This is a genomic window from Roseobacter sp. HKCCA0434, assembly GCF_032464675.1.
Taxonomy (GTDB): domain Bacteria; phylum Pseudomonadota; class Alphaproteobacteria; order Rhodobacterales; family Rhodobacteraceae; genus Pontivivens.
On record NZ_JAWDKL010000004.1, the window covers coordinates 109,013 to 121,969 of the forward strand.

Here is a 12,957-nt window from a genome sequence, read left to right on the forward strand (position 1 = left end):
GTAAGACCCGCCCTTGGCGCTGTCAACGTCGCCTACGGGGGGCCGGATCGACCGGTCCCGACCCGAAATTTTCCCGCGGGGGACCAAGGCCCGCGCCGCTTTCCTGGATCGGAGTTCGCATGACCAAGTTTCTCACCACCACGGCCCTTGCCCTGACGCTCGCGCTGACCGGCGCGGCCTATGCCCAGGATGCCGAGCAGGAGGACGCCGCGACCGACGCCGAGGCCGGTGCCGCCGCCGAGGCACCCGCCGCCGATGCGGGTTCCGAGGGCGAAACGATGGCCGATTTCGGCCTCGACACCGTCGTCGCCACCGTCAACGGCACCGAGATCACGCTGGGCCACGTCGTCGCCATCCGCGACCGCCTGCCCCAGAACTACCGCTCGCTGCCGCCCGAGGTGCTGCTTCCCGGCCTCGTCGACCAGCTGATCGACCAGACCCTCCTGTCGGACGAGGCGGTCGAGGCGGGGGCCGAGGATCTGGCCCGCGTGCAGATCCAGCTCGACAACGAGCGGCGCGGCATCCTGTCGAACGAGACCATCGCCACCGTGCTCGCGGGCGCCGTGACCGAGGAGAAGATCGCCGAGGCCTACGAGGCGCTGACCTCCGAGATGACGCGCGCGACAGAGTACAACGCCTCGCACATCCTTGTGGAGACCGAGGAGGAGGCGAACGACGTGATCGCCGAGCTCGAGGGCGGCGCCGATTTCGCGGAGCTGGCGCAGGAACGCTCCACCGGCCCGTCCGGCCCGAACGGCGGCAATCTCGGCTGGTTCGGTCCGGGCCAGATGGTCCCCGAATTCGACGCCGCCGTGCAGGCGCTGGAAGTCGGCGCGGTGTCCGAGCCGGTCGAGACCCAGTTCGGCTGGCACGTCGTCACGGTGAACGAGACCCGTCTCAGCCCCCTGCCCCCGCTGGAGCAGGTGCAGCCCGACATCGTCTCGCAGCTCAACCAGGACGCGCTGCAGGCCCATATCGACGCCCTGCGCGAAGGGGCGGAGATCGAGCGTTCGGTCGAGGGCATCCCCGCCGAGGCGCTCACGACGCTTGAACTGTCCGCCGAGTGACGGCACATCCTTCTCCCGGACGGCATCCGCGCCGTCCGGGAGGACCGACATGACCCAAGTGACCCGTCTGCTGCCGCGGACACCCAAATCCAACGCCGCCCCGCTCGCCCCGACCGAAGGGGTGCATGCCCTGCCGGTCGTCGACGGCGTCCGCTTCGCCAGTGCGATGGCCGGGGTTCGCTACAAGGATCGGCTCGACGTGATGCTGGCCGAGGTCGCGCCCGGCGCGTCGATCGCCGGGGTCTTCACCCGCTCCTCCACCCGTTCCGCGCCCGTCCTGATGTGCGAGCAGAACCTTGCCCGCTTCGACGGTAGCAAGGGCCCTGCGGCCATCCTCGTCAACTCGGGCAACTCCAACGCCTTCACCGGGCGCGGCGGCACCGAGGCCACGCAGACCCTCGCCGATCGCTGCGCCGCCGCGCTCGGCTGCGAGGCGAGCCACGTCTTCCCCGCCTCCACCGGCGTGATCGGCGAGCCGCTGCCGCATGAGCGGATCACCGCGAAGCTCGACGAACTGGTCGCGAACCTCGCGCCCGATGGCGCGCTCGGCGCCGCGCAAGCGATCATGACCACCGACACCTATGTGAAGGGCGCGTTCTGCGAGGTGGACCTCGACGCGCCGGTAACCATCTCCGGCTTCGCCAAGGGGTCTGGCATGATCGCGCCCGACATGGCGACGATGCTGGTCTACATCTTCACCGACGCGAAGATCGCGCAGCCCGTGCTGCAGGAGATCTTGTCGGAGCTCAACGCCCGCACCTTCAACGCGATCACCGTGGACGGCGACACCTCCACCTCCGACAGCCTGGTGCTCGCCGCCACCAACCGCGCCGACATGGATCCGATCGAGACCCGCGACGACCCGCGCGCCGAGAGGTTCGCGCAAGGGCTGGAGGCGATCATGCGCGACCTCGCCCACCAGGTCGTGCGCGACGGCGAGGGGGCCACGAAATTCGTCGAGATCGCGGTGACAGGCGCGGCGTCCGACCTCTCCGCCCACCGCATCGGGATGAGCATCGCGAACTCGCCGCTGGTCAAGACCGCCATCGCGGGCGAGGATCCCAACTGGGGCCGCATCGTCATGGCCGTGGGCAAGTCGGGGGAGCCCGCGGATCGCGACGCGCTGACCATCCGCTTCGGCGACGTGCTGGTGGCCGAGAAGGGCTGGGTGGCCGAAAGCTACCGCGAGGAGGCCGGTGCAGCTCTGATGAAGCGCGACGAGATCGCGATCGCGGTCGATATCGGCGTCGGCGGGGGCCGCGCGACCGTCTGGACCTGCGACCTGACCCACGGCTACATCACCATCAACGCGGATTACCGCTCGTGAGGATCGTCATGGTCGTCGCCGTCGCGTTGATCGACCCTGACGGGCGCGTGCTGATGGCCCGCCGTCCCGAGGGCAAGCCGATGGCGGGCCTGTGGGAATTTCCCGGCGGCAAGATCGACGACGGCGAGACGCCCGAGGCCGCGCTGATCCGCGAATTGCAGGAGGAGCTGGGCATCGACACTTGGGAAAGCTGCCTCGCGCCCCTGACCTTCGCCAGCCACGGCTACGACGATTTCCACCTGCTGATGCCGCTCTACGCCTGCCGCAAATGGGAAGGCATTGTCACCCCGCGCGAGGGTCAGACCCTGCGATGGGTCACACCGAGGGAAATGCCGGACCTGCCCATGCCCGCCGCCGACGTGCCGCTGGTGGCGCATCTGCGCGACTGGTTGTGACGAATTGTGGCATTTTTTTGAAACAATCTTTGACAGCGATCCGATTAAACCGCAGATTGCGGGCCAATCAAAAAAGACCACCAAAGGGGAAACGACCATGTTCCGAACCATCATGATCAGCAGCTACATCGCCGCACAGGGCAAGTTCGTCGAGATGCTCAACGACGGCCGCGTCACCATCCGCGTGGGCGATCGCCTGCTCAGCGGCTTCCCGGTCTGATACCGGACACAGCTCGATCGCACCGCGCCCGCCGCTGACCCCAGCGGCGGGCGCGCGCGTTTCAGATCCAGCCCTTCAGCTCGTTCTCGACGATGGCCGCCATCATCTCGATATGCGCGGGCTGGTCGTTGAGGCAGGGAATATAGGTGAAGCTCTCGCCGCCGGCGTGCTCGAAGCTCTCCTTGATCTCCTCGTTGATCTCTTCCAGCGTCTCGACGCAATCGGACGAAAACGCGGGCGCCATGATGGCGATCCGCTTCTTCCCGGCCTCGGCCAGCCGCGCGACCTCCTCGACCGTGTAGGGCTGCAACCACTCCTCGGGGCCGAAGCGGGACTGGAAGGTCGTGACGATCCGCTCCGGCGCCCAGTTCAGCTTTTCTGCCAGCAGACGCGTCGTCTTCTGGCACTGGCAGTGATAGGGATCGCCCTCCATCAGGTAGCGTTTCGGCACCCCGTGATAGGAGGTGACGAGCACGTCGGGCTCCACCTCCAGCCCCGCATAGGCCTCCTCAACCGACTTGGCCAGCGCCTCGATATAGAGCGGGTGCTCGTAATAGGCGGGCACGGTGCGGATGGCGGGCTGCCACTTCATCTTCATCAGCGCGCGGAAGGCCTGGTCGTTGGCCGTTGCCGTCGTCGCCCCGGCATATTGCGGGTAGAGCGGGAAGAACACGATCCGCTCGGCCCCGCGCCGCTTCAAATCCTCGATGACCGAGCGGGTGGAGGGATTGCCGTAGCGCATCGCGAACTCGACGATCACGTCGTTCCCGAACTTCGCCGCCATCGCCTCGGCCAGCCGATCACGCTGCGCGCGGGTGATGGTGCGCAGCGGGCTCTCGTTCAGCTCCTGGTTCCAGATCGAGGCATAGGCCTTGCCGGAGGAGAACGGCCGCTTGGTCAGGATGATCCCCTGCAACAGCGGCTGCCAGAGGAACGGGGAATAGTCGATGACCCGCCGGTCCGACAGGAACTCGTTGAGATAGCGGCGCATCGACTTGTAATCGGTGCCGTCGGGCGTGCCGAGATTGGCGATGATGACGGCGGTGCGCGCACGCGCCACAGGCGGGTGGTCGGCAGGGGCGTGGGCGAGCCTGCCCTCGCCCGGCGTGTCGATCACGGCGTCGTTGTGCTGGTCGAGCATTCCCTCATCCTCCCGGTCTGGCCTGTCGCGCGTCTAGCCTAAGTGCCGTCCGCGCGCGGTGCGGTCAATGCCGCGCCCCCGCACGCGGTGTCGCAGCCGCTCCGCGCTCAGTCGTCCAAGGGCCGCTCCGGCACCTTCAGCGCATCGGCCAGCCGCGCCTTCGCGCTGCCGGGGCGCAAGGGCTGCTGCTGGTTCTCCGCCGGGGCCCAGCCGGTGAGGAACACGATCTCGAACGTGGCGAGCACGCGGCCATCGTCACGCGCATATTGGTCGAAATAGGTCTCCACCACCGCACCGAGCGTCTCTCGCCGAAGGCCACCGCGCCGCCGCGCGGCCATCGCGTTGGTCTCTCCCATCGCGCGCAGGTCGCGCATCAGTGCCAGCGGATCGGCATAATCCACCTTCAACGGCAGCGAATCCGCCACCGGCAGGGCGAAACCAGCGCGTTGCAACAACCCGCCAAGGTCCCGGATCTCGCCCATCGGGGCCACGCGCGGGCTCAGCCCGCCCTCCACCCGCGTCTCCGCTTCGGCGAAGGCGGTGCGCAGTTCCGCCAGCGTCTGCCCGCCGAACATCGCGGCGATCATCAGACCGTCGGGCCGCAGCGCCCGTCGCATCTGCACCAGTTGCCCCACCGGGTCCTCCGCCCAATGGAGCGCCAGCCCGTGCACGATCAGGTCCGCCGACCCTTCGGCCAGATCGAGCACCTCCGCCGCCGCCACCTGCCGCGCGCCCGGCGCGACCGCGTCGGCCCACAGCGCGGCTTGCGGCCCGATCACCACGGCGTCCGTAAACCTTCTGTTAACCTCGACGAGCCTTTCTGAGACCTCGTCCGCCGCGATCTCGTGCAGGAAGGTGGCCACGGTCCCGGCCCTTTCGGTACGGGCGCGGTGGGCGGCGAGGGCGGCTGGATCGAACAGGGTCTGGCTCATGCCCCCGCATCTATGTCGCCGCGTGGCGAAGGGAAAGGAGCGACGGCCATGCTCACCGCCATCCGCGACCTGATCTATCCGCCCCGCTGTATGACCTGCCCGGCGGAGACCGCGCTGGCGGGCGGCCTCTGCCCCGACTGCTTTGACGCGGTGGAGTTCATCAGCGGCACGACCTGCGCGCTGTGCGGCACCCCGGTGGACACGCCCGCCCACGGCCAGCGCCCGGTCTGCGAGGAATGCGAACGCCACCCCCGCCCCTGGACCGAGGGCCGCGCCACGCTGGTCTATGGCGGCATCGGCCGACGGGCCGTGCTGCAGCTCAAGCATGGCGACCGGCTCGATATCGTGCCGGCGCTCGCCACCTGGATGCGCCGCGCGGGCGGCGACCTGATCGGGGCTGCGGACCTGATCGTCCCGGTGCCGCTGCACTGGTCGCGGCTGGTCAAACGCCGCTACAACCAGTCGGCGGAGCTGGTCCGCGCCCTCGATCCCGCCAAGGCCGTGCCCGAACTGCTGGCACGCCCCCGCCGGACCCGTAGCCTCGACGGCACCACGCGAGGCGAGCGGGCGGCGGAGTTGGACGGGGCCATAGCGGTGCATCCCCGCCACGCGGACAGGGTCGCCGAGGCCCGCGTCCTGATCGTCGACGACGTGATGACGACCGGCGCCACGCTCGACGCCTGCACCCGCGCGCTCCTCGACCACGGGGCTTCGGGCGTGGACGTGCTGGTCCTGGCCCGAGTTGTGCGCGAGCCGAGGGACGCTATATCTGCGGGCAGATAGGAGCATCCCCCATGAAACCAGTCGAGATCTACACAACCCCCATCTGCGGCTTCTGCCACGCGGCCAAGCGGCTGCTGACGCAGAAGGGCGTCGCGTTCACCGAGATCGACGTGATGGCCGACCCGTCGAAGCGGGCGGAGATGACGCAGCGCTCGGGCGGCGGGCGCACCGTGCCGCAGATCTTCATCGACGGCACGCCCATCGGCGGCAGCGACGACCTGCACGCGCTGGAGCGTTCAGGCAAGCTGGACGGCCTGCTTGCCGCATGAGCGTGCGCGCGGCCCTCGTCCAGATGACCAGTTCGGACGACCCGGACGCCAATGCACGGGTCGCGGCCGAGATGGCGACGCGCGCCGCGCGCGAGGGCGCCGCGCTGATCCTGACGCCGGAGGTGACGAACTGCGTCAGCCTCTCGCGCCGCCACCAGCGCGCCGTGCTGCGCCCGCAGGACGAGGACGCGACCCTCGCCGCCCTGCGCACGGTCGCGGCGCGCGAAGGTGTGGCGATCGTCGTCGGCTCGCTCGCGTTGCAACCGGAGCCCGAGGGCCGCTTCGTCAACCGCTCCGTCGCGATCGACGAGACCGGCGAGGTCGTCGCGACCTATGACAAGATCCACATGTTCGACGCCGAGGTGGACGCAGAGAACAGCTACCGCGAATCCGCGGGCTACGCGCCGGGCGAGGCGGCTGTGGTGGTGGACCTCGCGGGGCTGAGGATCGGGCTGTCTATCTGCTACGACATGCGCTTCCCGGCGCTCTACGCAGCGCTGGCGCAGGCGGGGGCGGAGGTGCTGACCGCGCCCTCCGCTTTCACAGTGCCCACGGGCCGCGCGCATTGGGAAGTGCTGCTGCGCGCCCGCGCCATCGAGACCGGAGCCTGGATGCTGGCGCCCGCGCAATGCGGCACGCATGAAGGGTCGGACCGCCAGACCTGGGGGCACTCGCTGGCCGTGACGCCCTGGGGCGAAGTGGTCGCGGACGGGGGCGGGGCGCCGGGGCTCTCCTTCGTCGAGATCGACCCCGAGGCCGTCCCCCGCGCCCGCGCGGCCATCCCGGCGCTTGCCAACCGGCGGTCCTTCGCGCAACCGTCGCGCGCATGACCGCCATCCCCTCCGACCCGCTGGCCATCGCGCTGCTGAGCGAGATCGACACGCTCGAACAGCTGGCCGAGGCGCGGCTGCAGCATGCCCTGCCGCGGGGCATGGAGCTGAGCCAGTTCAAGGTGCTAAACCACTTCGCGCGGCTGGGGGGCGAGAAGACCCCGGCGCAGCTGGCGCGGACCTTCCACGTCACGCGCGGGACGATGACCAACACGGTGCAGAAGCTCGACGCCGCGGGCTGGGTGCATGTCCGCCCCGACTGGGATGACGGGCGGCGAAAGTGGGTGTCGATCAGCCCGGCGGGGCGGTCGGCGCGGGACATGGCGGTGCAGTCGATCACTCCGGTCTTCGAGGACGTGATCGAGGGCATGGGACGCGAGCGCATCCGCGCCGCCCTGCCCTTCCTGCGGGACCTTCGGACGCTGCTGAACCGATAGCGGCCGGGTTTCCCCGCGGGAGATGGGTGAGAAGGGCTGACCATTTCCCCGCGGGGAAACGGAGGCCGGGTCGTTGGGTTTGGCGGGTTTGGTCCCGCGCGCGGGTGGGGTGTTTCCCCGCGGGGAAAGGGTTAACGGGCGTTAAGCTTGATTGACCCCGGAGAGAGGCTCCGGCTCGGGGCCGGAGCGGGACAGAGCGCATCGACGGGCCGCGGTGCGGCGATCCGACGGTGCTGCGTGGCACTTTATGGCCGCCAAGTCCGTCTGACCTATCGGCGTCCCGCCTGCCTCAGCCAAATCGCCGTGCCGGGGGGCGGGTCACGCTGGAAGCGTGCCTTTGGCACGACCGATGCGCGGCGGCTTCGCCTTGATTCCGCGCCAGGGAGGCTTTGCGAACCTGTCCGCGCCGTCTCGACCCTCCATAGCATGATTTTCGTGGGACGGGGCACGACCGATCCGCAGCGCCCTACCCCCTCCCGACGAAGGGCATATCCCGCGCCATCACCGTCATCGTCTGGACATTCGCGTCGAGCGGCAGGGAGGCCATGTAGGCAACGGCCCGCCCGACCTCGGCCACGTCCATCACGGGCTCGGCCCGGATAGTGCCATCGGGCTGCGGCACACCTTCGGTCATCGGCTTCGCCATCTCGGTCAGGGCGTTGCCGATGTCGATCTGGCCGCAGGCGATGTCGTAGGCGCGCCCGTCGAGCGACAGGCTGCGCGTCAGGCCGGTGATCGCATGCTTGGTCGTGGTGTAGGGCACCGAGCCGGGGCGCGGCGCGTGGGCGCTGATCGAGCCGTTGTTGATGATCCGCCCGCCTTGCGGACGCTGCGCGCGCATCTGCGCGAAGGCGGCGCGGGCGCAGAGGAAGCTGCCGGTCAGGTTGGCGCCCAGCACGCCGAACCAGTCGTCTAGCGGCGTCTCGTCGATCGGGCGCGATGGCGAGCCGCGCCCTGCATTATTGAACAGAAGGTCGATGCGCCCGAAGCGCGCGGCGATGGCGGCGAAGGCGGCCTCGACCTGCGCCGGGTCCGAGACGTCTGCCGGGGCGACGAGCGCGTCCTTGTCGGCCGCGACCTCCCGAAGCGGGGCCTCGCGCCGCCCGATCAGGGCGAGCGACCAGCCCTCGCCATGCAGCGCCTCGGCCACCGCGCGGCCGATGCCCGTTCCTGCCCCCGTGATGACCGCGATGCGCGACATGGCCGCCCTCCTGCCCGTTTTCTTCTCTGCGTATTTGGGGGAAGATGAAGGAGATCCGTGACGATTGGCAAGGAGGCCGCATGTCCGACCCGTTTTTCCACCCGATCTCAGGCCAGGACCTGCCGCGCTTCGCCGGTGTGCCGAGTTTCATGCGGCTGCCGCATCTGGCACCGGGCGACGCGCGGCGTACGGAGGTGGAGATCGGGCTGATCGGGGTGCCGTGGGACGGGGGCACCACCAACCGGCCCGGCCCGCGGCACGGGCCGCGGCAGTTGCGGGACTATTCCACGATGATGCGGCGGGTGAACCCGGCGTCGAAGATCGACCCGTTCGCGCTCGCCAACTGTGCCGACCTGGGGGATGTGAACCCGAACCCGGTCGACCTCGACGACACATTGGGGCGGATCGAGACCTTCTATGCGGGCGTGGCGGCGGAGGGCATCGTGCCGATGAGTGCGGGGGGCGACCACCTGACCTCGCTGCCGGTGCTGCGGGCGCTGTCGAAGGCGCATGGGAGCCCGCTCGGCATGGTGCATTTCGATGCGCATACCGATCTCTACGACAGCTATTTCGGTGGATATCGCTACACGCATGGGACCCCGTTTCGCCGGGCAATCGAAGAGGGGGTGCTGGACCCGGAGCGGGTGGTGCAGATCGGCATTCGCGGGCCGATGTACGATGGCGAGGACATCGAATGGGGCCGCGCGCGGGGCGTGCGGATCATCCCGATCGAGGAGTTCTTCGAGCTGGGCGTCGTGGAGGTCATGCGGATCGCGCGGGAGGTGATCGGCAATCGTCCGACCTATTGCAGCTTCGACATCGATTTCATCGACCCGGCCTATGCGCCGGGCACCGGCACGCCGGAGGTGGGCGGGCCGACGAGCTATCAGGCGCAGCATTGCGTGCGGTTGCTGGAGGGGGCGAACCTGATCGGCGCGGATCTGGTCGAGGTATCGCCGCCCTTCGATCCGTCGGGCGGCACGGCCTGGCTGGGCGTGAACATCATGTTCGAGATCATGTGCGTGCTGGCAAAGGCGCTCGACGCGCGGCGCTAGGCCTCGGCCAGTTCGCGGCGTCGGGCGACGATCCAGAGGCCGGTCATGAAGGCCCAACCGATGGCGAGGCCGAACCAGGTGACCGCGTATTCGAGGTGCCGGTTGTGATAGGCGGCCCCGATGGGCATCGGCTCGGGCGCGCCGGGCAGGTCGGGGCCGGCATTGACGACGAGCACGGGTTCGGTGCCGAGCACCTGGCCCATCTCCGCCACGTCGCGGGCGAACCAGTAATTCGCGGCCACGTCGTTGGCGGGGGTGTCGAAGGTGCGCTCGTCGGGCCAAGACAGGATGCCGAAGCTGTCGATCGGGCCGGTGGGGCGGTCGGCGTCCTTCTCTGCCTCGCGAACGTAGCCGCGCTCGACCAGGATGCGGCGACCCTGCGCGGTCTCGAACGGGGCGATGACGCGGAAGCCGGGGCCGGAGCCGCGGCGGGTGGTGATGACGTGCAGTTCCCCCGTCAGGACGGTGCCGTCGAGGATCACGGGGCGGTACTCGTCCGCCTCTTCGCTGGGCGCTTCGGGCAGCGGGACCGGGTCGGCGTTCATCAGGACCTCGGTGCGGGCGATCAGGTCCTGCTTCCAGGCCAGACGCTGGACCTGCCAGATCCCGAGGCCAAGCAGGATCGCGCAGCCGACGGTGCCGAAGATCAGCGGTGCGAGATAGGCGCGCAACGTCCCCTCCCCAAAAGAGCGGCGCCGCGCGGGGGTGTCCCGCACGGCGCCCTGCAAATCAATCAGCCCGGGGTCAGCCGCCCCAGATGTAGACTGCGGCGAAGAGGAACAGCCATACCACGTCGACGAAGTGCCAGTACCAGGCGGCGGCCTCGAAGCCGATATGCTTGTCGGCGGTGAAGTCGCCCTGACGCGCGCGCACGAGGCAGACGAGCAGGAAGATCGTGCCGATGATGACATGCGCGCCGTGGAAGCCCGTCGCCATGAAGAAGTTGGCGCCGTAGATCGACTGCGAGAAGCCGAAGGCCGCGTGGCTGTACTCGTAGGCCTGGAACACGGTGAAGATCGCGCCCAGCAGCACAGCGATCAGGATGCCCTGCGACATCGCCTTGCGGTCGTTCTCATGCACGATGGCGTGGTGCGCCCAGGTGGCGGCACAGCCCGACAGCAGCAGGATCAGCGTGTTGATCAGCGGCAGGTGCCAGGGGTCGAAGGTCTCGACCCCGACCGGAGGCCAGACGCCGCCGACATTATCCACCGAAGACGGGTAGATCGCGTGCTTGAAGAAGCTCCAGAACCAGGCGGCGAAGAACATGACCTCGGACACGATGAACAGGATCACGCCATAGCGCAGGCCGATCTGCACGACCGGGGTGTGATCGCCGACCTTCGATTCCGCGATCACGTCCGACCACCAAGAGAACATGACGAACAGCACGCCGACGAAGCCGATGGCGAACAGCCAGGGCTGCGGCATCGGCGAATTCGGCGACATCCACATGACCGCGCCGAACAGCATGACGAAGGCGGAGACCGCGCCGACGAACGGCCAGAGGCTCGGCGACAGGATGTGGTAGTCGTGATTCTTAGCGTGGGCCATCTTATCCCTCTTCGGCGGCAGGCTGCGGGGCGAGACTGACCTCGTCCTCCGGCAGATCGATTTCATAGAACGTATAGGACAACGTGATCTCGTGCACAAACTTCGCTTCGCGATCCTCGACGATCTCGGGATCGACGTAATAGGTCACGGGCATCATCACGGTCTGACCGGGCTGGAGCACCTGCTCCTCGAAGCAGAAGCAGTCGATCTTGGTGAAGAACGCGCCGGCGGAGTAGGGCGTGACGTTGTAGGACGCCTGCCCCGCGATGGGACGGTCGGTCGGATTGTGCGCCTCGTAGAAGGCCAAGCCCGTCTCCCCGATGCGCAGTTCGACCACCATGTCCTCGGGCGGGCTGAACTCCCACGGCATGCCGCGGGCCTTGGACGCGTCGAAGCGGACGCGGATCGTCTGGTCGAGCACGATGTCCGAGCCGGTCCCCTCGGCGGTGGTGCCGCCATAGCCGGTCACGCGGCAGAACAGGTCGTAGAGCGGGACGGCGGCAAAGCTCATCCCGACCATGAAGGTGACGAGTGCCGCCCCGCCGAGCGCCGTGCGCCGAACGCTCATTGCCCGGCCTCCTCGGTCCGGGGCAGGATGGAGGGGCGCACGACGTGGTCGAACGCCTCCATGCTCGCGCCGTTCTGCATCTTCACGATCGTGACCGCGAAGATCAGGCCGACGAAGCTCACCAGGATCGCCAGCACGGCGATGTTGCGCCCGCGGCGGCGGGTGTAGATCTCATGCTCTCCGGTTCCGTTCAAAGCCATGTCACGCCTCCTCAGAACAGCACGGGCCAGCCGGACCAGGCCCAGCCCAGATCGCGCAGCAGGGCGTCGACGCCCAGCGCGATGAACAATGCGAACAGGTAGCCGATGGATTCGAGGAAGACGCGCAGCTCAACCTTGAACTTGTCGGCGAGAGCCTCCGCCTCGTCCCGCCGCCAGATGGCCAGCGCGCCCCAGACGAAGCGGGCGTTATAGGCGAGTGCGGCGAGGAGGTAGACCGGCCCGCCCACTTGCGTGAAGGCGAGCGCCATCGCCACGGGGAACAGGACCAGCGTATAGGCGAGGATCTGGTTGCGCGTGGCGCGGTCGCCCGCGACCACCGGCAGCATCGGCACGCCGGCCTTCACGTAATCCTCGTTGCGGAAGATGGCGAGCGCCCAGAAATGCGGCGGTGTCCACAGGAAGATCAGCGCGAACATCAGCACCGACTCGACGCTGACCCCGCCCGTCGCGACCGCCCAGCCGATCATCGGGGGGAAGGCGCCGGCGGCCCCGCCGATCACGATGTTCTGCGGTGTCGAGCGCTTCAGCCACATCGAGTAGATCACGGCGTAGAAGAAGATGGTGAAGGCTAGGAACGCCCCCGCGAACGGGTTGGCGAAGACGCTGAGCATCAACACCGACATGATCGAGAGGCCCAGCCCGATGGCCAGCGCCTCGCCCGGCTCCACCCGGCCTTCGGGCAGCGGGCGGGTCGCGGTCCGCTTCATCACGGCGTCGATATCGGCGTCCCACCACATGTTGAGCGCGCCCGACGCGCCCGCGCCGATGGCGATGCACAGGATCGAGGCGAAGGCGATGACGGGGTGCACGGGGACGGGCGCGACGTAGAGCCCGACCGCCGCCGTCAGCACGACCAGCGACATCACGCGGGGTTTGAGCAGCGCGAAATAGTCGCCGACCCCTGCCTCGCCCTCTGCCGTCTGTACCGTCATGTCCACCATGTCGTCACCACACCTGACC

The 12,957-nt window shown here is 68.6% G+C and carries 17 protein-coding genes; 9 read left to right on the plus strand and 8 right to left on the minus strand.

Annotated features, from left to right (window positions below; genetic code table 11):
- The first annotated feature begins 119 nt into the window (after positions 1-119).
- The 4 genes from RX333_RS04430 (at position 120) to RX333_RS04445 (ending at position 3,009) form a co-directional block, all read left to right on the plus strand.
- Positions 120-1,067: a peptidylprolyl isomerase gene (locus tag RX333_RS04430; protein WP_316013709.1), complete on the plus strand. Its 948-nt coding sequence runs from the start codon at positions 120-122 to the stop codon at positions 1,065-1,067.
- Between the two features lie 49 nt (positions 1,068-1,116).
- Positions 1,117-2,394, plus strand: a complete 1,278-nt coding sequence (gene argJ, locus RX333_RS04435) for a bifunctional glutamate N-acetyltransferase/amino-acid acetyltransferase ArgJ (protein WP_316013710.1) — start codon at positions 1,117-1,119, stop codon at positions 2,392-2,394.
- 8 nt (positions 2,395-2,402) lie between these two features.
- On the plus strand, positions 2,403-2,789 hold the full coding sequence (locus tag RX333_RS04440) for a (deoxy)nucleoside triphosphate pyrophosphohydrolase (protein ID WP_410056045.1): 387 nt from the start codon (positions 2,403-2,405) through the stop codon (positions 2,787-2,789).
- A 97-nt stretch (positions 2,790-2,886) separates the two neighbouring features.
- Complete coding sequence (locus RX333_RS04445) at positions 2,887-3,009, plus strand: hypothetical protein (protein WP_316013712.1); 123 nt, start codon at positions 2,887-2,889, stop codon at positions 3,007-3,009.
- A gap of 61 nt (positions 3,010-3,070) precedes the next feature.
- Here RX333_RS04445 and hemH read toward each other — a convergent pair whose 3' ends face one another.
- Together hemH and RX333_RS04455 are read right to left on the minus strand one after the other, a co-directional pair.
- Entirely contained in the window at positions 3,071-4,150 is a 1,080-nt protein-coding gene (hemH, locus tag RX333_RS04450) for a ferrochelatase (RefSeq protein WP_316013713.1), read from the minus strand.
- Positions 4,151-4,257: 107 nt separating this feature from the next.
- On the minus strand, positions 4,258-5,082 hold the full coding sequence (locus RX333_RS04455; RefSeq protein WP_316013714.1) for a methyltransferase domain-containing protein: 825 nt from the start codon (positions 5,080-5,082) through the stop codon (positions 4,258-4,260).
- Between the two features lie 48 nt (positions 5,083-5,130).
- Between RX333_RS04455 and RX333_RS04460 the strand changes: the two genes are divergently transcribed.
- Genes RX333_RS04460 through RX333_RS04475 form a run of 4 tightly spaced genes read left to right on the plus strand, consistent with a single transcriptional unit; the run spans position 5,131 to position 7,401 of the window.
- Positions 5,131-5,865, plus strand: coding sequence for a ComF family protein (locus RX333_RS04460; RefSeq protein ID WP_316013715.1), 735 nt, complete (start codon positions 5,131-5,133; stop codon positions 5,863-5,865).
- An 11-nt stretch (positions 5,866-5,876) separates the two neighbouring features.
- Complete coding sequence (gene grxC / locus RX333_RS04465; protein ID WP_316013716.1) at positions 5,877-6,134, plus strand: glutaredoxin 3; 258 nt, start codon at positions 5,877-5,879, stop codon at positions 6,132-6,134.
- A complete protein-coding gene (locus RX333_RS04470; protein WP_316013717.1) occupies positions 6,131-6,964 on the plus strand; it encodes a carbon-nitrogen hydrolase family protein in 834 nt (277 codons plus the stop codon). Before grxC ends, RX333_RS04470 begins: the two co-directional genes overlap by 4 nt.
- Complete coding sequence (locus RX333_RS04475; RefSeq protein ID WP_316013718.1) at positions 6,961-7,401, plus strand: MarR family winged helix-turn-helix transcriptional regulator; 441 nt, start codon at positions 6,961-6,963, stop codon at positions 7,399-7,401. Before RX333_RS04470 ends, RX333_RS04475 begins: the two co-directional genes overlap by 4 nt.
- A gap of 466 nt (positions 7,402-7,867) precedes the next feature.
- On the opposite strand, the gene RX333_RS04480 is transcribed toward RX333_RS04475, so the two are convergent.
- Complete coding sequence (locus RX333_RS04480; protein ID WP_316013719.1) at positions 7,868-8,602, minus strand: SDR family oxidoreductase; 735 nt, start codon at positions 8,600-8,602, stop codon at positions 7,868-7,870.
- An 80-nt stretch (positions 8,603-8,682) separates the two neighbouring features.
- On the opposite strand from RX333_RS04480, the gene RX333_RS04485 reads away from it, so the two are divergent.
- Positions 8,683-9,657: an agmatinase gene (locus RX333_RS04485; RefSeq protein WP_316013720.1), complete on the plus strand. Its 975-nt coding sequence runs from the start codon at positions 8,683-8,685 to the stop codon at positions 9,655-9,657.
- Here the strand turns inward: RX333_RS04485 and RX333_RS04490 are convergent.
- The 5 genes from RX333_RS04490 to RX333_RS04510 all read right to left on the minus strand — a co-directional run bounded on the left by RX333_RS04490 (position 9,654) and on the right by RX333_RS04510 (position 12,938).
- Positions 9,654-10,328: an SURF1 family protein gene (locus tag RX333_RS04490; RefSeq protein ID WP_316013721.1), complete on the minus strand. Its 675-nt coding sequence runs from the start codon at positions 10,326-10,328 to the stop codon at positions 9,654-9,656. The genes RX333_RS04485 and RX333_RS04490 overlap by 4 nt on opposite strands.
- A gap of 73 nt (positions 10,329-10,401) precedes the next feature.
- The gene (locus RX333_RS04495; RefSeq protein ID WP_316013722.1) at positions 10,402-11,208 is read right to left on the minus strand and encodes a cytochrome c oxidase subunit 3; all 807 of its coding nucleotides are present in this window, start codon (positions 11,206-11,208) and stop codon (positions 10,402-10,404) included.
- A 1-nt stretch (position 11,209) separates the two neighbouring features.
- Entirely contained in the window at positions 11,210-11,776 is a 567-nt protein-coding gene (locus RX333_RS04500; protein ID WP_316013723.1) for a cytochrome c oxidase assembly protein, read from the minus strand.
- Positions 11,773-11,976, minus strand: a complete 204-nt coding sequence (locus RX333_RS04505; protein WP_316013724.1) for a hypothetical protein — start codon at positions 11,974-11,976, stop codon at positions 11,773-11,775. Before RX333_RS04505 ends, RX333_RS04500 begins: the two co-directional genes overlap by 4 nt.
- A gap of 11 nt (positions 11,977-11,987) precedes the next feature.
- Positions 11,988-12,938, minus strand: coding sequence for a heme o synthase (locus RX333_RS04510; RefSeq protein WP_316013725.1), 951 nt, complete (start codon positions 12,936-12,938; stop codon positions 11,988-11,990).
- Between the last annotated feature and the right edge of the window lie 19 nt (positions 12,939-12,957).